Below are 21,447 nucleotides of genomic sequence, written 5' to 3'. Positions count from 1 at the left end.
CTTCTAAAATCCAAACACCAATAAACTAACAATAAGCAAGAAGGTATTCCATGAAGCATGTAAAGCTATGGCCCAATAAATAGAGCGTGTATAGCGAAACATCATGCAAAATATCAAGCCCATTACAAAGTAGAGTATGAAATCTGTCGTTATCCAACCATGCTGTAAAACATGCATAGCGCCAAATATGGCAGCAGAAACAAGAACATCAATATAATAGTTTTTAAATTTAGACAAGCTTGTCATCAAAAAGCCACGACACACGATTTCTTCTGCTACAGGTGCGATAAGACTACCGTAAAGTACACGCGTAATAAAATAGCTAATTCCTGTCAAACTGGTGGCTACTTCCACTACCGTACTTCCATTTTGCGTACGAGGAAAGATACGAGTTGCTAGATTTGCCCACACAAATAATAAGAAAAAAGAAAGAAAGAAAACACCTAGGTAAGACCAACGAAACTGGAAACGACCATACTCTTTCCAATGTTCACTTTTGACAAAAATAATTGTAGATACAGTTCCCAGGATAAGTACGAATAAAACCTGGAACACATAGTAGATCTCATCAGACAAAGCTACAGTAAAATCTAAGTCTGGTATGACATTAAAAATGAGGTAATAGATCAAAAGCAACAAGCCAGTTGCTAGGTGAAATTTCATTTCTTTCATTTTCTTCATTTAATCAACTCCTATAGTATTCTATCTTCTACTACGCTTAAACAACTCAACTGATGGATCTACAACCCAAGCAAAAGCACCACGATGAGGACTCATCCCTTGATTTATGATTCTCAAAATCCTCTAAAACAGCAAAGGAAGTATATGCCCGATACCGTTATAGACTATATGCAGTCCAATAGGCCAATAAATAGACTTTGTCACTCTAAACAAGACCGCAAATATAATACCGCCGCCCATATATACGAAAAAGTCTGTCAAGACCCAACCATAATTACTGATATGCAAGATTCCAAATAAAGCAGCAGAACCAAGCACATCCAGTCCCCATTTTTTCCCTTTTTCCAAAGTGGTCATCACCAATCCACGATAAATCATCTCTTCAAAAATGGGACCTGCAATCACAGGATAGAAAAAATACATCAAAAATGCCGTAGCGCCTGTAAAAGTCGGAACAGCGAGTTGGTAAGCAAGTCCATTTTGGGTAGGTGGGAATAGGAAAAATGTAACGAAATTCCAAATAAATAAAGCAAGAAAAGCTAAAAAGGAATAAAAAAGATAGGACCCTTTAAATTTTCTACTGTTGATTTGTTGCCATTTTCCTGCCCCTACCATAAAAATAAAAACAAGCAGAACCACAAGAAAGTTCAACATCATATCCGAAAAATAATAGCCAAATTTAGATAGACCAGCAGTAAAATCATTGTTTAAAACCAGACCACTGAAGTACTGGTAAGCAATGACAAGTAGAATGGCTATAAAAAAGTAGTAGCGTGAGATGATTTTTTTCATTCTATTTTCTCCTATACTATGGAATGAAGACAGTATAACACGAAAAATTCTATATTTTAAAAAATCGCATATTTGACATTTTTTCTGGTAGGAATTTCACATTTGCGATTTCTAACTAATCGATAAGTTCTTTATATTGCTGTAAGCGTAGTTCAAAAAGGGCTGTTAATTGTGGATTTTCTAATATTTGCAGAGATTGGATAAAGTGTTCAATCTCTTTTTGATTGCTTCCCTTGGTTTGAAGGAAAACACTCAATTTCTTTAAAAATTGCCATGATACTTTCTCAAAAACATCATACGGACGGAGCATACTCTCCAACTCGGACTCAAAGATTGGGATGTAGGAGAAAAGTTTGCGCTCCATAAGCTCTGAGATGATATTTAGAAAGCCACTTTTCATATACAGTCTATTGTGTGCCAATTCTTTAAATTCCTTGGATTTTTCAAGTAAGGAGGTTGATAAAAATATCAAATCTTGGTTGCTCAAAAAAGGCATGGTATTGCAAAAGATATAGAGTTCAAACCAGGTCCAAGACTCGATAGCATAGAGATAGGTGGTTAAAAACTCGCTATCCTCCTCTGCTAGTGGGTAGCTTTTATCTAGTGAATGGATAGCATCTTTAATCACAATAGAGTTCAAACGGCGATAAGTCTGCGCCATCTGTTCTTGTTCGACTTCCTCCAAGAGTTGCTCTAAACCAGCAATATCTTGATGGGCAAAGCGATCCACAATCCTTCTACCAAATCGCATATGTGGAGATTCTTGGTAGTTGTTGAGCTTGTGCCCAAACTCATCGAAGGTCATATTTATCCCTTGGATAGCTAGGATCAACTTATCCGCAGACAGCATGGACTGCCCCAGTTCGAACTTGGATAGCTGAGAGGCTGTTAGTCCAGCACAAGCCACATCTGACTGCTTGAGCTTTCTCGCCAGGCGCAATTCCTTGTAAAATTCTCCTAATTCCTGTTTTTCAATCATGACCAAACTCCCTTTTTAAGATACTCTTTACTATTCTATTCGTAAAAACTTTTTACTTTTTTAACATATTATAAAATATTTTAGCAAAAAAGCCAGCTTCAAGCTGACTTTTCATTCTATAGTATCAAAAGCGAGGCTAGGTTTGGCATTTAGCTCCAATCCTGCAAAGTTTTCTTTGTTCCACTCGCTAACGCTTGCGTAGGCAATCATGCCTGCATTGTCTCCGCAAAGACGCAGAGGTGGAATGATGACCTTGACATCGGTGATTTCGGCTGCTAGACGTTCTCTAAGACCTTTATTTGCAGCTACACCACCAGCCACAACCAGGGTTTTAACAGGGTATTTCTCTAAGGCTTTTTTAGTTTTTGCTATGAGAATATCCATGACTGCAGCTTGGAAGGAGGCTGACAGGTCTTCCTTGGATAAGCTTTCTCCCTTTTGCTCGGCATTGTGGTGAAGATTGATAAAGGCAGATTTCAAACCTGAGAATGAGAACTCCAGATTATCTTCCTTGATCATAGCACGTGGGAAATCATAAATATCCTGACCTTGGTGGGCTAACTCGTCAATCTCCCGACCTGCTGGATAGGTCAAGCCCATGACACGTCCGACCTTATCATAGGCTTCACCAACTGCATCATCACGGGTTTCACCAACAATCTTATAATCACCAGCCTCAGAAACATAGACCAACTCTGTGTGTCCACCACTGACTAATAGAGCTAGTAAGGGGAATTCCAAAGGCTCCACACTTTGAGCCGCCATGAGGTGACCAGCCATATGGTTCACAGGAATCAAAGGAAGGCCATGAGCCCAAGCAAAGGCCTTGGCAGCTGACAAACCAACTAGCAGTGCTCCAACCAATCCTGGCCCATAGGTAACCGCAACAGCTGTTATGTCCTCTTCGGTAATCCCTGCTTCTGCTAGCGCCTCCTCAATACAGGCTGTAATGACCTCGACATGGTGACGACTGGCCACTTCTGGCACTACACCCCCAAAACGTTTGTGACTCTCAATTTGACTAGCAATGACATTGGATAAGAGCTCGTCGTCGTTTTTTAAGACGGCGACACTGGTCTCATCGCAAGATGTTTCAAATGCTAAAATATATCTATCCTTCATCTATTTCTCTCTTCATGATAATGGCGTCCTCGACTGGATCATGGTAATAGGCTTTTCGTTCAGCGATGACTGCCATTCTTTCTTTCTTGTAAAATGCTTGCGCTCGTTGATTTGACTTTCTGACTTCGAGGAAAATCTCCTTATCTGTCGGTAATAGAGCAAATAAGTCTGACGCAATTCCCTGACCTTGATAGGCTTTTTTGACAGCGATTTGCAGGACTTCTGCCTCAAAGATATTTTCCTGAACGGCTAAAAAACCAATCACTTCAGAGCAATCGTAAGCTAGAGCATACCAGGTCTGGTCTTGGGACAGGTCTGCTTGGATTTGTTCCAGAGTCCAAGGACTGACTGGGTATACATCTACCATGACAGCATAGATGGCTTGAGCCAAGTCAGGTTGCTGTTGGATTCGTTTGATTTCTATCATAGGCGTTTAATGTAGGACCCACCAGACTCAGTGTGATTCTTGAGCCAGTTTTCCTCAGCCTCGACACGTTTGAGGTAATTCGGCACGAAGTCGTGCAAGGAGTCTGCTTCCTTGTCCCAGGCCCAGAGGGCTAGGTTAGCTGCATTTGGCAAAGTTTCTTGGTAGTTGGCTTGTGGTAAACGCTCTTGGATTTGCTCAGCAAAGGCTCCCACTTCACCGACAAAGGTTACCCGTTCAGCATCTTTGACTTGCTCCAAAACTTCTGCAAAGGACAGATGCGCCTCTGGAAAGACAGGCTGAGCATTTTCATAAAATCCTGCATAAACATTGTTGCGACGTGCATCCATCAAAGGGACAATCAAACCCTCCTGTTGGTTCGGTACCAGAGCCAAAAGGCTGGACATGCCCACTAACTCAATGTTCAGGGTATGAGCCAAGGTCTTGGCAGTTGCTACCGCGATTCGCAAACCTGTGTAGCTACCTGGCCCCTCTGCGACAACGATTCGATCCAAATCTTTGGGCGTCAAATCTAGACTGGTCATCAAAAAATCGATGGCTGGCATAAGGGTAATACTGTGATTTTTTTTGATATTGATTGTCGTCTCGGCAAGAAGCTGCTTGTCCTCTAAAATAGCTAGAGAAAGAGCCTTGCTGGACGTATCAAAAGCTAATACTTTCATAACACATTCCTATCTTTTTGTCTGCTTACTATTATACTACAAAAGAAGGCACATGGGAATTTTCTTTGTTTTGTATCAAAAATCACAGTGAAAAGAAATCTTCAAAAACATTGCAACTTTTCCTTTTCGTTTCCGAATATAAAAGTGAACAAGAAAAAAGGAGGAAAGTTCAATGACAAATTTCGAAAATATTGACAATCAATTTGTATCGCTATCTGAAAATGAATTATCAGATATTGATGGTGGTCTCGCTCCCTTGGTTATCTTTGGTGTAGCAGTTTCTTGGAAAGCTGTTGCTGGCGGAACAGCACTTGTAGGCTCTGGCTTAGCAGCTGGTTAGTTTTTAGGAGGTTAGTATGATTAAAGATTTAGACAAATATCATGAAATTTCTAATAAAGAATTGCAAGAAATCAAGGGTGGTTTTGGTGTAGGTGTTGGTATAGCTTTATTTATGGCAGCTTACACCATTGGAAAAAATCTCCGTAAAAAGTTTGGATAAGTCATGCTAGATAAAAGATACATTTATAGAAGGATGAATTTTATTTTCTTCATCTCTTACAGTTTGATCAGTATTCTCAACGATTTAAGCATTACTACTATACCATTGCCAATTGATTTATCTGTTTGTATTGTTTTATTTTTATGCTTCAACTCTATTTTTGAACAGAACAATCACTACTGTAAAAATAAGGATAAGGCCTGAAAATATGACCTTCGTTTGAGGGAAAATTGGACACCGAATTTGAAAAATCCACCCTATCTTAATAGTTGGGGTGGATTTTTTGTGCAGCTGAGTTCGCTATTTTTTTATAACCTATTTTAAAGATATGCATTCGTTCAATCAGCAGATATAAATAAACAACTGAAGCTAAGCATTCAAACCAAAGTAAAATACAAGCCAGACCACATAGGTCACCAGAAGAAGGAAAATGGAATACAGTGTTACAAAGACAATTTTCCAATATACAGCTAGTTTTCTATGTTCTAGACGAAGAAATAGTAGATTGCCACCATAAACACAAGCAACAAATACCGCAAAGACCAGAAGACGAATGACAATAGCTAGTTGAAACATATCGTGCCCTCCTTCATAAGGAAAAACCTCTTTTCTAACTTTATTATAGCACTTGCATCTGATGTCTTCAAATACTTATACAAGGTAAAATGAAACGCATTTCAAGCTCCTTACTTTCATGTTTCCTGCTTTTACTAATTCCCCTTTTTATGTTATAATTGAGATAATTGTAACGAATCAAGGTCAATAAAGACAAAAAATGAACTGGAATCAAACCAGCTTCAAACTGAGCATTTTTGAATATAGCTGACCTGAAAGCAGAAAGGAAACATATGATTTACAAAATTTTTTATCAAGAAACAAAAGAACGCAGCCCACGTCGTGAAACAACACGCTCACTCTACTTGGACATCGATGCTAGTTCAGAACTTGAAGGACGTATCGCTGCTCGCCAACTTGTCGAAGAAAATCGTCCAGAATATAATATCGAGTTTATCGAACTCTTGTCTGACAAATTGCTAGACTACGAAAAAGAAACTGGCGCATTCGAAATTACGGAGTTCTAATATGGCCTACACTCTTAAACCAGAAGAAGTCGGCGTTTTTGCCATTGGTGGTCTAGGAGAAATCGGAAAAAACACATATGGTATCGAATATCAAGATGAAATCATCATCGTTGATGCAGGGATTAAATTCCCAGAGGATGACCTTCTCGGTATCGACTACGTTATCCCTGATTACTCCTACATTGTAGAAAATATCGACCGCGTTAAGGCTCTTTTGATTACACACGGACACGAGGACCATATCGGAGGGATTCCTTTCTTGCTTAAGCAAGCCAATATCCCTATCTATGCAGGTCCACTGGCCCTTGCCTTGATCCGTGGAAAACTCGAAGAACATGGACTTTTACGCAACGCTACACTTCACGAAATCAACCACAACACGGAGTTGACTTTTAAAAATCTTAAAGCAACTTTCTTTAGAACAACCCACTCGATTCCAGAGCCATTGGGAATTGTCATCCATACACCTCAAGGGAAAATCGTCTGTACAGGTGACTTCAAGTTCGACTTTACACCAGTTGGTGAACCTGCAGACTTGCACCGTATGGCAGCCCTAGGTGAAGATGGAGTGCTTTGTTTGCTCTCTGACTCGACCAATGCTGAGGTTCCAACCTTTACAAACTCTGAAAAGGTTGTCGGCCAGTCGATCATGAAGATTATCCAAGGTATCGAGGGACGCATCATCTTTGCATCCTTTGCCTCAAATATCTTCCGTCTCCAACAAGCAACTGATGCTGCTGTTAAAACAGGGCGTAAGATTGCTGTCTTTGGACGCTCTATGGAAAAAGCCATTGTCAACGGGATTGAACTAGGTTACATCAAGGCTCCTAAGGGAACCTTTATCGAGCCAAATGAAATCAAAGACTACCCTGCGGGTGAGATCCTTATCCTCTGTACAGGTAGTCAGGGCGAACCTATGGCAGCCCTCTCTCGTATCGCTAACGGAACTCACCGTCAAGTGCAACTCCAACCTGGTGATACCGTTATCTTCTCATCTAGCCCAATTCCAGGAAACACCACTAGCGTCAACAAATTGATTAACATCATTTCTGAAGCTGGTATTGAAGTCATCCATGGTAAGATTAACAATATCCATACATCTGGACACGGTGGTCAGCAAGAGCAAAAACTCATGCTCCGCCTCATCAAGCCAAAATACTTCATGCCTGTTCACGGTGAATACCGCATGCAGAAAGTCCACGCTGGACTAGCGGTGGATACTGGGGTTGAGAAGGACAATATCTTTATCATGAGCAATGGTGATGTGCTTGCCCTTACTGCAAATTCTGCCCGTATCGCAGGTCATTTCAACGCTCAGGATATCTACGTCGATGGTAATCGTATCGGTGAAATCGGTGCAGCTGTGCTTAAAGATCGCCGAGACCTATCTGAAGATGGTGTTGTACTGGCTGTCGCAACCGTTGACTTCAAGTCTCAGATGATTCTATCTGGACCAGATATTCTCAGCCGTGGATTTGTCTACATGAGAGAGTCCGGCGACTTGATTCGCCAAAGCCAACGTATCCTTTTCAATGCCATTCGTATCGCATTGAAAAACAAAGATGCCAGCGTCCAGTCTGTCAATGGCGCTATCGTAAACGCCATTCGACCATTCCTTTACGAAAATACTGAACGTGAACCAATCATCATTCCGATGATTCTCACACCAGATGAAGAATAAGAAAAAATTCTCTGAAGTCATAAGACTTCAGAGAATTTTTATTATTTCACGACAAGTTATGTCAAGTATTTTTCTTTAATCAACTATTCTATAAGACTTATAACTCTTACCGCTGCTTACTCTCAATAGCTTTTTTCACCAAAATCTGTTGATAAGCTTCCATATCTCCGCGTTTCAATGATTCTTCTTCATGAATGGATAATCGCCATTTATAAGCCTGAATTTCCTTATCCAACAACTCCTGAGGTGCCCCAATCAGATTCAAAATAGTCAGACGCTCTTCAATACTCTTTAAAGGATAAACATCTGCAAGATTAACTGTTCTAGTCACACTTGTGGAGCGTTTTCTATGAATATAAATGGCTTTATTCATATAGGCTATCTTATCTGCTTGAAGGTAAACCTTATAGGTCGTATAATCGTCCTCTACCTTCTGATCCGTTGGATAGACAATATCCTTGAAAAGCTCTGCTTTATAGAGTTTTGCCCACGGAACTGTAAAACATTGACTAAGATTATACTTTCCATCATATTGATGATGGAACCAATCGAAAGGGCTGAACACTTGTTCAAAATAGTTGTCTGCACCTACATGGATTAAAAAACTCCCCTGATCTTCAATAAACTGAGTGAAATTACCAATTGCAATATCTGCATCCGTTTTTTTCAATAAATCATAAAGGCTTTGGATATGGTCTAACTCTAGCCAATCATCATTATCAACAAAGACAATGTAATCACCTGTCACAGCTTCCAAGGCACGATTGCGACTGGAAGCAACTCCTCCATTTGGCTTATGGTAAACTTTAACACGCGCATCTTGATTTTTATATCGCTGACAAATAGTTGCCGAACCATCAGTTGAGCCATCATTGATTAAAATAACTTCAAGATTTTGATAAGTTTGTTGAAGAATGCTATCTAAACATTTTTCAAGATAGGCCTCTGACATATAAACAGGGACAATAACACTTATTTTTTCCATTTTTATTTCTCTCTTTATTCAATTTTTAGTCTAAGTTCTTCAAATATTGCTGGATTGAGGCAATCATATCCTCAACTTTATCTACACTGAAACAGTAAGCATTATTTTCATTCTCACTATGACTATGTTGGGTAACATCAAAAGAAAAGATAGGTTTTTCCAGTGCAGTTACCTTGTTAATAATATCGTAAATTTCTTCATGGTAATTAATATCCAGATAAAAATCCATATGCTCTAACGCTACCTGAGCGTTATAAAGAGTAAATCGAGGGTAGAGAGAAACGTTTGGATAAGACTCCAAAGCAATGACACCTGGTGCAAAATTTGTATGTGCTAAAATTTCAAACTGAACATCAGGTAGTGCTTCTATCAAAGTTTCAAGTTGTTCCATCGCAGCTGAATTTGTGAATATCGCTGTATGATAACGAGGCCTCTTTACCAGATCCTTAAACCCATGTTTGAGAACACTCTTTCTAAGTAAGACTTCAGACCATTCTAATCCATAATAGAACCACCAAATATCGCGACAACGATTCAAATTCCACTGATTCCATGGCTTATCTCCTGCATAATGAATGATAACCGCTTCCTTTTCTAACTGATTCGCTCGATCATACCACTCAAAAGCATTAAAAGTATGAGCAAAGGTATCCATACCAACCATCACATTATATTTTTCTGGTAATTTTTTCCAGCGTCCTTTAAAATGTCGATTTAAGATCCCTTGATCACCAAATTCTTCCTCATGATAACGATTGGTTAACTCCAATAGTTGCTGACAGACATTTTCTTCTCTCCAAAGAGCAGTATCAATCAGTAAAACACCTGCATTGAATTTATTCACATCTAAACCATCAGTTACAGCTGCTAAAGCATATCCTTCTAAATCCATCTCAAAGAGAGGAGTTAAATCGCCTGTAACAACGATATCTGCATCTATATAAAGAGCTCGATTCTCTGCGACTACTTCACCAATAAAATAGCGATAAAAAGTTGCATAAGAAAGATGATCCATAGGCAAGGAATAGCCCTTTATCTGATCGGAAGAAATTTTAACATTCTGAATTTCTGACTGAACAGACTCTAAGCGATTATTCATCAACCAGAACCACTCCTGAGGAAGATTATCATTGATAACATAAAAATTAATATGACTGTTTGTTGCAACAATAGATTTTATGGCAACTTCTAACTTCTCCATATAACCATTATCACCTGCAAGTACGATTGCCCTTCTCACTACCCCATTCTCCTTTTCTTTTCTCAATTATCCTATCTATTAAATACTTATTTATTTTTAAACGAATAAAGTAAACTTGAACCCTACGAATACATATCGGACAAGATCTAGATTTTATTTAGTACTATTCTTCTATATTATCCCCAGTATAACAATAGATGCCATAAACATATTTGGAATTCACGATACTTCCCTTATTTATTCGTCATTTAAAGAAGTAACTTCAATTCTTCCCTGGTCACTAAGTACGGATTCATCTTTTGTTTATCATAAGCAGATTGATATTTTTCTGGATTTGCAAGTTGGGATAGTTCGTCAATCATATCTGCGATACAATCCCTTGGAAACACATGGTCAGTGGCATAAAACTCTGGCTGGTGGCACGTTTCCTTAAAAGCATAAAGGATCATGCCATTTTCAAGAGCTGCACGGTTGCCATCAAGTATTTCCTGCGCATGAGAAATATCCAGATAAATGCTACACGTTTGTAAAAGTTTCTCATATATCTCTCTAGACAGACCTGGGTAGAGATGAACATTTGCATGACAATCCAGATCTAGCAGGCGCCCTCCCATTACTGTTAAAGCAGCAATATGAAATTCAAAATCTGGTAGGGCAGATACAAGGACTTCAATTTGCTCTAGTTCTTGCGTATCTGTCAAAATTAAAATATGCGGACGAAACTCCCTAAAGGCACCAAGAAACGTTGGCAGATAAATCAGGGGAAGATTCATATTGTCTGTCTTTAATTTCAAATCTCGGGTCAGTAATTTCCCACAACGCTCTTTTAGATATGAAATATCTTTCGCGGATAACTCTTCTCTCATATAAAATACTAACTGATTAGATGAGAGGTTAGGCATATCCCTAAGTAAGCTTATATCTGATAATACTAAACAATCACCTGTAGATAATTGTTTATCTAAAATCAGTTTTCTTGCTTCATCAATTGAAGAAAAGCCCTGTTCCCGACCATTTGCTTCTCGATAAAGTGCACGATCATGAGATGAAAAAAGATAGAGTTGCTCTTGATTTTCCTGACCATAAATGTCTATCTCTTTTTTTCCACCACTCCAAATTTCTCTATGAAAACAAGTTCCCGATAAATCGTAATGATCTCTTGCACAACAAACACCTTTGTTATCATACCATTCGACTACCTCCACCATTTGTGGCCACTGAGGATAGCAGTAAATCTTCCCTTTTTTATTTCCTTCCGCTATGATATCTCCTGAAGAAAGAACCTCCCAAAATCGAGGTAAGGGAAGTTGGGTCATGTGTAAGGGACTTGAATTTTCATGATTAGAAAAAAAACTAGTAAAAATATTGTTAATCGTTAATAGTTTCAGTTCCATCCCCATAAGTTCTAAATCTTTTTTTAGGCGATCGTCATCTGAAGACCATTCCCTCGTCAGATAATAATACATCATTTCTTTTTTTATTCCCATTCTCTAGTCAACAATTCATACCATTGTTTTGTTATGCAGTCTGATAAATATTCTTCAGCCAAGCGATAAGAGCCTTCCCTGAACTGTTTGATTTGTTTGAAGGCTTTCTCTAAAGCTTTTGTTAAATCAACCACAATTTCCTCATCCGAACGAGCATCAAAAGGAACTAAATAACCATTTTTACCCTCCTGAATAAAGGTCTGATTTCCATATGGTACATCTAGACCAACAAGAGCTTGTCCAGAACCAATTGCTTCTAACAAAGTTATACCAAAAGTTTCCCATTCCGAGGTAGCCAGGTAAAGCTCATACTCTTTGAAGCGATTCTTAATTGTCTGATGCCCCTTAAGTTGAATATAATCTTGCGCTCCTAGATTGGCAATCTCTGCTTCAATATCCTGCCACAGCATCCCTTGACCATATATGTCTAAGTTGACGTCTGGACAAATTTCATGAAAAGCAACGATTGCTTTAATTGCTAGGTCTAATCGTTTTCGACGTACAAATCGAGCGGCGAGCATCACAGAATATGGTTTTCGTTCATCAGCTAGTTGCAACTGGTATAGGGCAGCTACTGGAAGAACGCGAACTTGACCAGTTTTTCCTAGTAATGCTAAATGTTTTTCCAATTCATCCTTCTGTGCTTGCGTTGATACTAAAATACCATCAAATTCTTCGGCATATTGAAAGAGGTAATAATATTCAGAATTAATCTGATCTCCCCAATAATGGATAGAGTGCACAACACAGGATACTTTCGCTTCACCTTTTAAACGTAAAAGAGGGGATGTAAAGGGAAGACCCCCTATACGATCAAGAAATACATGATCCTCTTTACTAAACTGCAACTCTGATAAGACTCGCTCTAAAAATTCAGACTCACTATAGAACCATTCTGCTCCGCACCGATAAACTGCTTCAGTATCCTCACCTGGTTCTTTCTTAATCTCTTCAAAGGCTACTGAACCATCTCTATTATGAAACAGTCGGCGAACAACTCTAGCTACTAGACCAAATCCAGCATCCACTGCTGTGAAAAATTCTGTGAACAGTTTTTTCTTACCATAATGTTCTCTACGAAGTAAACGACCAAATGCATAATAATCTACATAATCCACATAATCCGGTTTTAGACTATTTTTATGCAGAATGGTAATGATACCATCTTGTTCCTGAAAAATCAATTCACAATTATTTTCCTTATATTCAGCAGTCAAATGTAAGAGCTGTTTCATATCATCTATACGGATTCCCAAGCTCATATCACGCTGATCTGTCAACAACATATGTGCTAACAGGATTTCTTCCTCAAGATGACCCAAAGATAGGTAATAGTCCCATTTAAATCGAGGAGGGACTTGTGTAAAAACAAAACAGGCAGGGAGGCCCAAGTCGCGAAAAACCTTCCCACGATATGCTTGAGCAACATCTACACCATTTGGTTCTAAACCAACCATAAGATTAAAAGTGTAAAGCATTCTTTAACTCCAAACTAAACTCTAATCACAAGCATCAAAGCATGGACTCCATAAAAGAAGTGAACTAGCGGATGATTAGATTATCTACTAAAAATATCTCATTTATCTAACGAATTGAGGTAAGCTTTTATCGCCACTACCATCGTTTCAGGAGCTTGCGAAGAAAAAATCTGACTTTCTCCCGTTTGATCCTTACTGGTATTATCAAAAGCAAAGATCGGTTTCCCTAAATTATGAATTTCCTGAGTGATATTCATAATTTCATTAAAATGATTGATATCTAAATAAAAATCGATTTTACTAAGAACATTTTCAAAATTATAAGGATTGAACTGTGGGTAAATGGACACATTTAAATATCGTTGTAAATCGACCACTTGAGAAGCAAAACTAGTATGAGCCAAAATATGAAAATGAACATTAGGTAGTGCTTTTATCAAAAACTCCAAGTGCTCCATCTCGCAAGCATTTGTAAAGATTGCAGTATGATATTTTTCTTTTTCTGTAAGCTCCTCTAAACCATGTCTGATAATCTCTTTCCGCAAGATAATATCTGACCAATCTAAAGCATAGAAGAACCACCATCTATCTCCCAAGCGATTCTTATATATAGCTGACCATGGTTTCCCGTCTGTATAATGAATAACAGAAACCGCTGACTCATATTGATTCGCTTTTACATACCATCCATCTTTTTGAAAACGTGTCGCAATAGTATCCATTCCAACCATAAAATTGTAATTGACATCTAGCTCTTTCCATTGCCCTACAAAAAATCGATTTAAAATTCCTTGATCACCAAACTCAACCTCATGGTACTGATCCGCTAATTCAAACAATTTTGTTGAAATCGCATGCTCTCTCCAATGGGCATTATTTATCAATAAAACTCCTGAATTGAAATTTGTTTGCTGCAATTCATCTCTAACTGCTGCGACTGGGCTATCACCTAGATCTATTGCAAAAAGGGGTGTTAAATCTCCATTAACAATAATATCCGAATCAAGATATAAAACCTTATCTTCCTTCAGTATGTCTGGAATAAAAAAGCGAAAATAAGCTGCGTATGATAAATGCGCCGTTGGTAAATTATATTTTCGGAGATGATTGTCAGAAATCTTTACATTAATAACTTCCGAATCAAGGGGCTTTAACCGCTGATTCATGACACGAAACCACTCAGACGGCAGATCATCATTAAATATATAAATCTTGAATTGATCATTAAAGGCAGCTATTGATTTAATCGTTGTCTCTACCTTACTCATGTAGCCATTATCGGCTCCCATAGCAATTATTTTATGCATTTTTCTAATTTCTTTCTATTGTAGCTAGATGGCTTCTAATATCTTCAATCATTTGCATCACTTCAGAAACTGCATACACTTTATTCTGTCCGCTGTCATCATGATTGGTAACATCAAATGAATAAATTGGTTTCCCTAATGCATGTACTTTATGGATAATGTCAGCAATCTGATTTCCATTATTGATATCCAAATAAAAATCTAGCTTATTCATCACCTCATCGAAATTGAAAGGAATAAAACCAGGGTACACAGATACATTGGTAAAACGTTGCAAATCAATAACTGATGAAGCAAATGAAGTATGGGCAAGGATTGAAAAATGTATCTGCGGAAACTCTGTTAACAGTTTTTCAATCTGCTCCAATTCACATGAATTTGTAAAAATTGCAGTATGAAAGCGAGGAGGTTCAATCAGAGTGTTAAAATCCCCTGCTTTTTGAGATTTTATTGGGTTCTTTCTCAAGAGAATATCTGACCAGTCAACACTATTATAAAACCACCACGTAGATCGATAACGATTCTTTGATAGATGATACCAAGGCTTCTCTCCTGTATAGTGAATAATTACAGGAAAAACACCATCTGGAAGAGCAGACTGATACCAAGATTGGTCATTGACAACTTGAGCCAAGGTGTCCATTCCAACCATAAAATTATAAATGCGTCCTAGTTTTTTCCACTTATCCTTGAACAAGATATTTAAGATCCCTTGATCTCCAAAAACTGTTTGATGATGTTGTTCTGTTAATTGTAATAGCTGAGTGGATACATCATTATCCTTCCACTTTTTAACAGGAATCACCATCATACCTGAGTTAAAACCACCTGTATAGGCTCCGTCAAAGTAATCTGCTACTCCTGCCAACCAATAGTCTTCCAAATCGATTGCAAATAAATCATCCAAGCAACCTGTTACTATCGTTATCGGAATCAAGATAAATCGCTCGATCTTCCTCAACAAATTCTCCTATAAAATAGCGGAAATAAGCTGCGTACGAAAGATAACTAATCGCCAAACGGTAGTTTTTAAGGGTGTGGTCAGAAATCTTTACATTTACAATTTCTGAATGAATAGCTTTCAATCGCTGATTCATAATACGAAACCATTCCGAAGGTAGATCGTCATTAAAGACATAAAATTTTATATTATCGTTATGAGCACAAACAGACTTGATAGTAGTTTCTACCTTATCCATATATCCATTATCTGCTCCAAGTACGATTGCTTTCCTCATTTTTCAATTCCTTTTGTCTAACGTTCATTTTCTTCTCTATTTACCTGTAAAATTTGTCGAATCTCATCTACCATTTTTTGAGGTTCTTCATGAGAAAACACTTTATCACGGAGTTCTGCTCGATGGGCTACATTATCAAAGGCCAGCACAGTTTTTCCCTTAGCAATGGCACGATCGACAATCTCATCAACCTGTCCCCAGTGATTGATATCTAAGTAAATATCTGCTTTTTCCAATAAATCTTCGATAATGTCACCATGGTGAACATTTGTATAAAGAGTGACGTTGTCATAAGCATTAAAGGCCTCTAAACGATCCGAAACATTTGTTTTTGCTGCAATATGAAAGGCCACCTCAGGCAAATGTTCCACAAGATATGTTAGATTTTCTAGGGTATCCGAAGCCGTTAACGTAAACACATGGTAATCCAACTGGGGACGTTCCTTTATCACCAACTCTTCCTTACTGACTACGATTGAATTACTTGGAATATCCTTATGGATAACTGCTCCTGCACCGATGATAACATTATCACCAATTGTTACCCCTTTAAGAATGACAACATTAGAGCCAATCCAGCAGTTTTTACCAATGATAACTGGCCCTTTATTAAAACTAATTTTTTCAATATGATAATTAGAATACTGGTGATTATGATCAAAAATACGCACACCATCTCCAAACATGGTATCTTTCCCAATCTCGATATGATGTTCACAACGTATACTACAATGATTATTGAAAAAGACGCGATTTCCTAGTTTGAAAGTTGCTTCACTCCCCACTTCTAAACATACAAATGAGCGTAAAGTAACATCTTGTCCCAATTCAACCTGAGCTGTAGGAGAAATAGATATATATTGATACTCACCTGCTTTATGAAAGTCCACCATCTCTAATCCTCTCCTTTTCTAATCTTATCAATAGCCCTTGCTAGCTCTTGCCAGTTCTCTCTTTCAAAAAGTCGTTGGCCATGCTCAGTTGATTTTAAGTCTTGGAATGCCAAGATTGGTTTATGATCCTGACTAAAACGATCCAGAATTTCAATTGTTTTTTCCCCTGGATTGATATCTAATAGAACATTGCTTGTCATAACCAATTCATCATCTAGTCCATGCAATTCACTAATTCCAGAATAAACTGTTACATTAGAATACCTTATCAATCTTGCTAAACTGTCTGCTACGTGCACACGAGCTGCTATTTTAAAGTTTACTTGCGGAAGTGCTCGAATGAAGTCTTCCAAATGTGGAATCTCTGCCATGCTTGTGTAAATGAGGCAGGTAAAAGGTCTGCCATTAGGATAAATCATCGTCTCACGAAGAGGCTCTAAACCAATATTCTCTGATACTTCTGACCAATCTAATTGAGCATAAAACCACCAAACATCACGATAGGTTTGTGCGGCTAGTGGAAACCAAGGCTTTCTGTGAGATAAATAATGGATAACCTTAGGATAAGACTGCCCATTTGGGATCTGGTAGTTTGTAAAATGACTATGAAGTACCACATGATTAAAATCAAAAGGCAATTCCAACCAATTATTTTCAAATACCATATTGAGAATAGATTGGTCTGCCTGATCTACCTTATCATGCCATTTATTCGTCATCTCAATCAGATATTGACTCATTTGATGTACCTTCCAATAAGCATTATCAATGACTAAAAATCCTGCATTAAAGATCTCACGATTATAAAAAACACGTCCTCCGTAGTCTCTAACTGCCGCGATAGGATGACCTTCTAAATCAAGTGAATAGAGCTCATCTAGAGGTCCTGTTACCACCATATCACAGTCCATGTATATGACACGGTCCTCCTTAACAAAATCAGAAATAAAATAGCGAAGGAAAACTGTATAGGAGATATCCGTCTTGTACTGTTGAATCTGCTCCATACTGACTCGGCAGTTGATAATTTCACTATCCAGACCTTGTAAATGTCGATTGATTCCCGTAAACCACTCCTGTGGAAAATCACCGTTAATCAGATAGAAACGAATATTTCTATGATGATAGAGAACCGATTTAATGGTTGCTAGCACTTGATCAACATAAGGATAATTAGCTGCAAGTACAATGGCTTGTTTCTGTTCACTGTAGGCTTGTGGTCTAGTTTTTAAAAACTGTAATTTTTCCTGAACACGAGCATAAACATCTTTATCCTTCAGGCCTTGATTCTCAAGGTTTGCCAAGATAGACTCTAAGGTGGTACGATAGGCTTTTATATGTTTCTCTAATGGATAAGCCTTGCTAGCTAAAAATACTAGTCGTTCTTCCATACTATCTATCAAATCCGATATCCTATCTTCCGTCCTTTCCTCAAGAGCTCTTCCAGAATATTCACGGCAAGTATAGAGAGCTTTGTTGAGATATACTACTCTTTGACTCATAAGATAGGCTTTAAAATTAAAAAGTCCATCTCTCTCAACTCGATTATTTGAAAAAAGTAAGGATTCCAAAATGGAACGCTTATAGAGTTTTCCCCAAGCAGATGTTAAAGCAATATGTTTGTTAAATCTTGTTTCATAAAGCTCATCTAAAAGCTGATAAGGCGAATAGAGACGCTCATAATAATCAGTCTCACCTATATAAAAATAGAAAATCTTCTCTGATTCCTTAAAGAGAGAATAGTTAGCTATAGAAATGTCTGCATCATGAACTTTTAAGCTAGCATAAAGTTCTTCAAGGTAATTTTTCTCTAACCAATCTGCAGGATTTACAAAGGTCACATATTCACCAGATGCCAGTTGTAGTCCAACATTTCTTGTGCCAGAAATACCAGAATTTTCCTTAATATGATAGGAAATTCGTGCATCTTTTTCAAGATATTCTCGACAAATCGCATCACTTCCATCAGTTGAGCCATCATTGATGATCAGGATCTCTAGATTTTGATAGGTTTGTCTTAGAATGCTATCCAGACATTGTCTCAGGTATTTTTCAACGTTATATACGGGTACAATTACACTAATTTTTTCTGTCATTTTTTTATATTTCTATTTGTACTTTTCTTAAATTAGGGGGAAACAACTCTCCAATAGATTGCCAACTCACTACTAGCTTTCTCTAGTTTGTGGAAGAAATTCTTTGATGAAAGCTGAAATATCTTTACTCATGATTTTGTCCAGCCTCTCAGCAATCAATTCCTCTGACCAGTTCCACCAGGCAATTTCTTGCATTTGCTTACGGGCAGTAGAATCTGCTATGCGATAACGAATAAGCTTAGCAGGATTTCCTCCAACAATAGCATAGGGTTCCACATCTTTAGTCACTACAGCACCTGTTGCTATCACCGCTCCATCTCCAATAGTTACCCCTGCCATAATCTGAACATTGTTTCCAATCCAAACATCATTTCCAACACGAGTAGGATTCTTCAATATGTGGTCATCCGTCATATCCAGGGGCTTGTCTGTGTAAAACAACTCCAAACTCTTAAATGGATAAGTAGTAATCAATTCCACATCATGATTTGCTGTTACAAATTGAACATTTTGTCCAATAGAACAATAATCACCAATAATGACCTGTCCTCCATGGTCATAGTCAACTAATTGAGGAATACCATAAGTATGATTGCCCACTGTTAAGGCCCCGTAGTCAATCAAATAGCGACTAGTAAATTTCGTAAGGTAATCAAACAGATCCGAACGCGAATCATAGACACGAATTTCCAGAGGAATCGTTCCCTGATGCAAACCTTCCCAATAGGAATAGCCGACTTCCTCATAGCAACAGTCAAAAATCGCCGTCAATTCTTTCGAGCTAGAAAATAGTTGAATTTTATTCTCCTGCATATGCCAAAACCGCTCATTATCATGACCGGTTCCACCAATATCCTTGATTTGACCATCGGGTAACAGTTGAAAAAAGCGCTGATGTTGCTTATTTTTATGTGAAAATATACAGAATTTTCCAGATACTGATACCATTGCTAATCTTCCCCTTATAACTTCGACCAAGAACACGAGTCTCTATAGAGAGTTTTTTTCCAAAAATCTTTATAAAAATCTAGTATTTTTTAGTCAAAAGCCTAGATTTATTCCATTTTAATTATACCTTATTTTTAGCAAAAGAGCTATCATATAAATATATCTATTAGATATTATTGACGCATTCAACTATCAATATAAGTCAATCATCTTTATTCAGTAAAAATATTTGATATATAGAATTATCTTCTAAACTTGAGATTATTTCCTTATTTTTCAAGAATCAAAAAACCTAGATTCTAACAGCTAGTAAATAACTAACGGTTAAAGTCTAGGTTTACTCAGAAAACAATCATTATTTCACAACAAGTTCGTAACGAGTTTTGCTGGTGAAAGTTTCACCTGCTTTGAGAATGACTTGGTCTTTAAGGTCACTATGAATAGCATCTGGTAAAGCTTGCGCTTCTAGAGCAATCCCATTGTGCTGAATCATTGGCTGACCAGCGATAATGACACTCTCATCCACAAAGTTTGCTGTGTAGACCACAAAGCAAGGAGCCTCTGTCTTGAAGAGCAAGAAGCGACCTGAACCTTGGTCATAGAGGAATCCAGCATTGTCATGTCCTGCAGGAAGAGCAAATGGATGGTCCAAACCAGATACGAGTTGGATTTGCTCATCTTCTTCTGCAAAGATATCTTTCAACAAGGCACCATTATAGATATGTTTGACCACATCACGATTAGCATCTGGGGTTTTAGCTGGAACACCGTCAGGAGCGATTGGATAGATACCTTCTGTGTTTAATTGGAAGACATGACGGTCAATCGTCTGAGTGAAATCACCAGACAAGTTGAAATAGCTGTGGTTGGTTGGATTGACCAAGGTATCCTGGTCTGTCGTTACCTTGTAACTAACTTCGTAGGCACCACTTTCTTCCAAGTTGTAGCTAATCCAAATCTTAAGATTTCCAGGGAAACCTCCAGTCCCATCTGTTCTTTCTGTGTAAAGAGTCAAACCATGATCATTCACTTCGACTAGCTCAAACAAGCTAGAATCCCAACCAGTTGAGCCACTGTGATTACAGTTGCTTGCGTTGTTGACTTCGAGTTCATAGGTCTTCCCATTGAGTTCAAATGTTGCACCTGCGATACGACCCGCAACTGGACCTACACTTGCTCCATGTTTAGGGCTATTTCCCACATAGCTTTCGAAATCGTCAAAACCTAGGATAACATTGGCAAAATTGCCAGCCTTATCTGGAGTTACATAGCGTAGAATTGTTGCTCCATAGGTCATAATTTCCAGTTGGTAGCCTGCCTCCGTTTCAAAACGGTAAGCGAGGACATCTTTGCCATCAACTTTCCCAAATACACGTTCTGTGTATGCTTTCATCCTTCTCTCCTTTTTCTATTTCAACTAAGTAAACAAACCATAGAAAGCGCATTCGCTCTCTATGGTTTTATTGTATGATTTACAAACACCTTTGTCAAGAAACCATAGATATTTTATTAACAAAAGTCGTTTCTTCTATTTCTGATCTATGCTTCTACACGTTCAGTCCATGAAGTAGCTGTTGTTTGAAGTACTTTATTGAGTTCATCAATGTTTTCAAATCCAGTTGTACGAAGCCATTCGCGAGCTGCTGCTTCACCATCTTTGATGTAAGCTTCAACTGATCCTGCCCATGTAGCACGTCCACAAAGAACACCATTGAAGTTTGCGCCTGATTCATGGGCAAAGACAAGAGTTTTTTGGAAGAGTTTAGCGGATACACCTGCACTCAAGTAGATGTATGGAAGGTTAGTTGCTTCGTCTTGCGCTTTGAAGAAAGCAGCTGCTTCTTCACGTGTATGAACGATTTCGCCATCA

Annotated in this window: 20 protein-coding genes and 2 pseudogenes; 4 read left to right on the top strand and 18 right to left on the bottom strand. The window is 38.1% G+C overall.

The features are described 5' to 3' along the window. Window positions 1-3: 3 nt before the first annotated feature. The 6 genes from HMPREF2728_RS03120 to tsaB all read right to left on the bottom strand — a co-directional run bounded on the left by HMPREF2728_RS03120 (window position 4) and on the right by tsaB (window position 4,681). The gene (locus HMPREF2728_RS03120) at window positions 4-681 is read right to left on the bottom strand and encodes a CPBP family intramembrane glutamic endopeptidase (protein ID WP_075227008.1); all 678 of its coding nucleotides are present in this window, start codon (window positions 679-681) and stop codon (window positions 4-6) included. 123 nt (window positions 682-804) lie between these two features. Continuing rightward, complete coding sequence (locus HMPREF2728_RS03115; protein ID WP_075227007.1) at window positions 805-1,473, bottom strand: CPBP family intramembrane glutamic endopeptidase; 669 nt, start codon at window positions 1,471-1,473, stop codon at window positions 805-807. A gap of 115 nt (window positions 1,474-1,588) precedes the next feature. Further along, window positions 1,589-2,452, bottom strand: coding sequence for an XRE/MutR family transcriptional regulator (locus HMPREF2728_RS03110; protein WP_075227006.1), 864 nt, complete (start codon window positions 2,450-2,452; stop codon window positions 1,589-1,591). 111 nt (window positions 2,453-2,563) lie between these two features. Continuing rightward, a complete protein-coding gene (gene tsaD, locus HMPREF2728_RS03105; protein WP_075227005.1) occupies window positions 2,564-3,574 on the bottom strand; it encodes a tRNA (adenosine(37)-N6)-threonylcarbamoyltransferase complex transferase subunit TsaD in 1,011 nt (336 codons plus the stop codon). Further along, complete coding sequence (gene rimI / locus HMPREF2728_RS03100; protein ID WP_075227004.1) at window positions 3,564-4,001, bottom strand: ribosomal protein S18-alanine N-acetyltransferase; 438 nt, start codon at window positions 3,999-4,001, stop codon at window positions 3,564-3,566. The genes tsaD and rimI overlap by 11 nt, the downstream gene beginning before the upstream one ends. After that, window positions 3,998-4,681 carry a tRNA (adenosine(37)-N6)-threonylcarbamoyltransferase complex dimerization subunit type 1 TsaB gene (tsaB, locus tag HMPREF2728_RS03095; protein ID WP_075227003.1) on the bottom strand — a complete coding sequence of 228 codons (684 nt, stop codon included), beginning with the start codon at window positions 4,679-4,681 and terminating at the stop codon, window positions 3,998-4,000. The genes rimI and tsaB overlap by 4 nt, the downstream gene beginning before the upstream one ends. A gap of 172 nt (window positions 4,682-4,853) precedes the next feature. Between tsaB and HMPREF2728_RS10265 the strand changes: the two genes are divergently transcribed. Together HMPREF2728_RS10265 and HMPREF2728_RS03090 are read left to right on the top strand one after the other, a co-directional pair. After that, window positions 4,854-5,021: a class IIb bacteriocin, lactobin A/cerein 7B family gene (locus HMPREF2728_RS10265; RefSeq protein ID WP_060955080.1), complete on the top strand. Its 168-nt coding sequence runs from the start codon at window positions 4,854-4,856 to the stop codon at window positions 5,019-5,021. A gap of 16 nt (window positions 5,022-5,037) precedes the next feature. After that, window positions 5,038-5,181 (top strand): bacteriocin, encoded by a 144-nt coding sequence (locus HMPREF2728_RS03090; RefSeq protein WP_060955079.1) that lies wholly within the window; start codon window positions 5,038-5,040, stop codon window positions 5,179-5,181. 369 nt (window positions 5,182-5,550) lie between these two features. Here HMPREF2728_RS03090 and HMPREF2728_RS03085 read toward each other — a convergent pair whose 3' ends face one another. Further along, window positions 5,551-5,757, bottom strand: coding sequence for a hypothetical protein (locus HMPREF2728_RS03085; protein WP_060955078.1), 207 nt, complete (start codon window positions 5,755-5,757; stop codon window positions 5,551-5,553). A 272-nt stretch (window positions 5,758-6,029) separates the two neighbouring features. Here HMPREF2728_RS03085 and HMPREF2728_RS03080 point away from each other — a divergent pair, with 272 nt between their 5' ends. Together HMPREF2728_RS03080 and rnjA are read left to right on the top strand one after the other, a co-directional pair. Next, a complete protein-coding gene (locus HMPREF2728_RS03080) occupies window positions 6,030-6,263 on the top strand; it encodes a DNA-dependent RNA polymerase subunit epsilon (RefSeq protein WP_060955077.1) in 234 nt (77 codons plus the stop codon). Between the two features lies 1 nt (window position 6,264). After that, window positions 6,265-7,944 (top strand): ribonuclease J1, encoded by a 1,680-nt coding sequence (gene rnjA, locus HMPREF2728_RS03075; protein ID WP_060955076.1) that lies wholly within the window; start codon window positions 6,265-6,267, stop codon window positions 7,942-7,944. Between the two features lie 106 nt (window positions 7,945-8,050). On the opposite strand, the gene HMPREF2728_RS03070 is transcribed toward rnjA, so the two are convergent. The 11 genes and pseudogenes from HMPREF2728_RS03070 to HMPREF2728_RS03020 all read right to left on the bottom strand — a co-directional run. Continuing rightward, entirely contained in the window at window positions 8,051-8,929 is an 879-nt protein-coding gene (locus HMPREF2728_RS03070) for a glycosyltransferase family 2 protein (RefSeq protein ID WP_060955075.1), read from the bottom strand. A gap of 25 nt (window positions 8,930-8,954) precedes the next feature. Then, window positions 8,955-10,169 (bottom strand): glycosyltransferase, encoded by a 1,215-nt coding sequence (locus HMPREF2728_RS03065; RefSeq protein WP_060955074.1) that lies wholly within the window; start codon window positions 10,167-10,169, stop codon window positions 8,955-8,957. A 209-nt stretch (window positions 10,170-10,378) separates the two neighbouring features. Next, window positions 10,379-11,599: a glycosyltransferase family protein gene (locus HMPREF2728_RS03060; RefSeq protein WP_060956344.1), complete on the bottom strand. Its 1,221-nt coding sequence runs from the start codon at window positions 11,597-11,599 to the stop codon at window positions 10,379-10,381. Window positions 11,600-11,607: 8 nt separating this feature from the next. Continuing rightward, entirely contained in the window at window positions 11,608-13,095 is a 1,488-nt protein-coding gene (locus tag HMPREF2728_RS03055; RefSeq protein WP_060955073.1) for a glycosyltransferase, read from the bottom strand. Window positions 13,096-13,193: 98 nt separating this feature from the next. After that, window positions 13,194-14,402: a glycosyltransferase family 8 protein gene (locus HMPREF2728_RS03050; RefSeq protein ID WP_060955072.1), complete on the bottom strand. Its 1,209-nt coding sequence runs from the start codon at window positions 14,400-14,402 to the stop codon at window positions 13,194-13,196. 4 nt (window positions 14,403-14,406) lie between these two features. Further along, window positions 14,407-15,640 (bottom strand): annotated as a pseudogene (locus HMPREF2728_RS03045) (glycosyltransferase family 8 protein). Between the two features lie 17 nt (window positions 15,641-15,657). Further along, window positions 15,658-16,533, bottom strand: a complete 876-nt coding sequence (locus tag HMPREF2728_RS03040) for a DapH/DapD/GlmU-related protein (RefSeq protein WP_060955071.1) — start codon at window positions 16,531-16,533, stop codon at window positions 15,658-15,660. 2 nt (window positions 16,534-16,535) lie between these two features. Further along, a complete protein-coding gene (locus HMPREF2728_RS03035) occupies window positions 16,536-18,629 on the bottom strand; it encodes a glycosyltransferase (protein ID WP_060955070.1) in 2,094 nt (697 codons plus the stop codon). Window positions 18,630-18,701: 72 nt separating this feature from the next. Next, window positions 18,702-19,577 carry a CatB-related O-acetyltransferase gene (locus HMPREF2728_RS03030; protein WP_060955069.1) on the bottom strand — a complete coding sequence of 292 codons (876 nt, stop codon included), beginning with the start codon at window positions 19,575-19,577 and terminating at the stop codon, window positions 18,702-18,704. A 355-nt stretch (window positions 19,578-19,932) separates the two neighbouring features. Further along, on the bottom strand, window positions 19,933-20,970 hold the full coding sequence (locus HMPREF2728_RS03025; protein ID WP_060955068.1) for an aldose epimerase family protein: 1,038 nt from the start codon (window positions 20,968-20,970) through the stop codon (window positions 19,933-19,935). A 146-nt stretch (window positions 20,971-21,116) separates the two neighbouring features. Next, window positions 21,117-21,447 (bottom strand): annotated as a pseudogene (locus HMPREF2728_RS03020) (tagatose-bisphosphate aldolase); the annotation flags it as partial.

Source organism: Streptococcus sp. HMSC061D10, from assembly GCF_001808865.1.
Taxonomy (GTDB): domain Bacteria; phylum Bacillota; class Bacilli; order Lactobacillales; family Streptococcaceae; genus Streptococcus.
This window is presented reverse-complemented; position numbering and strand designations above follow the sequence as displayed.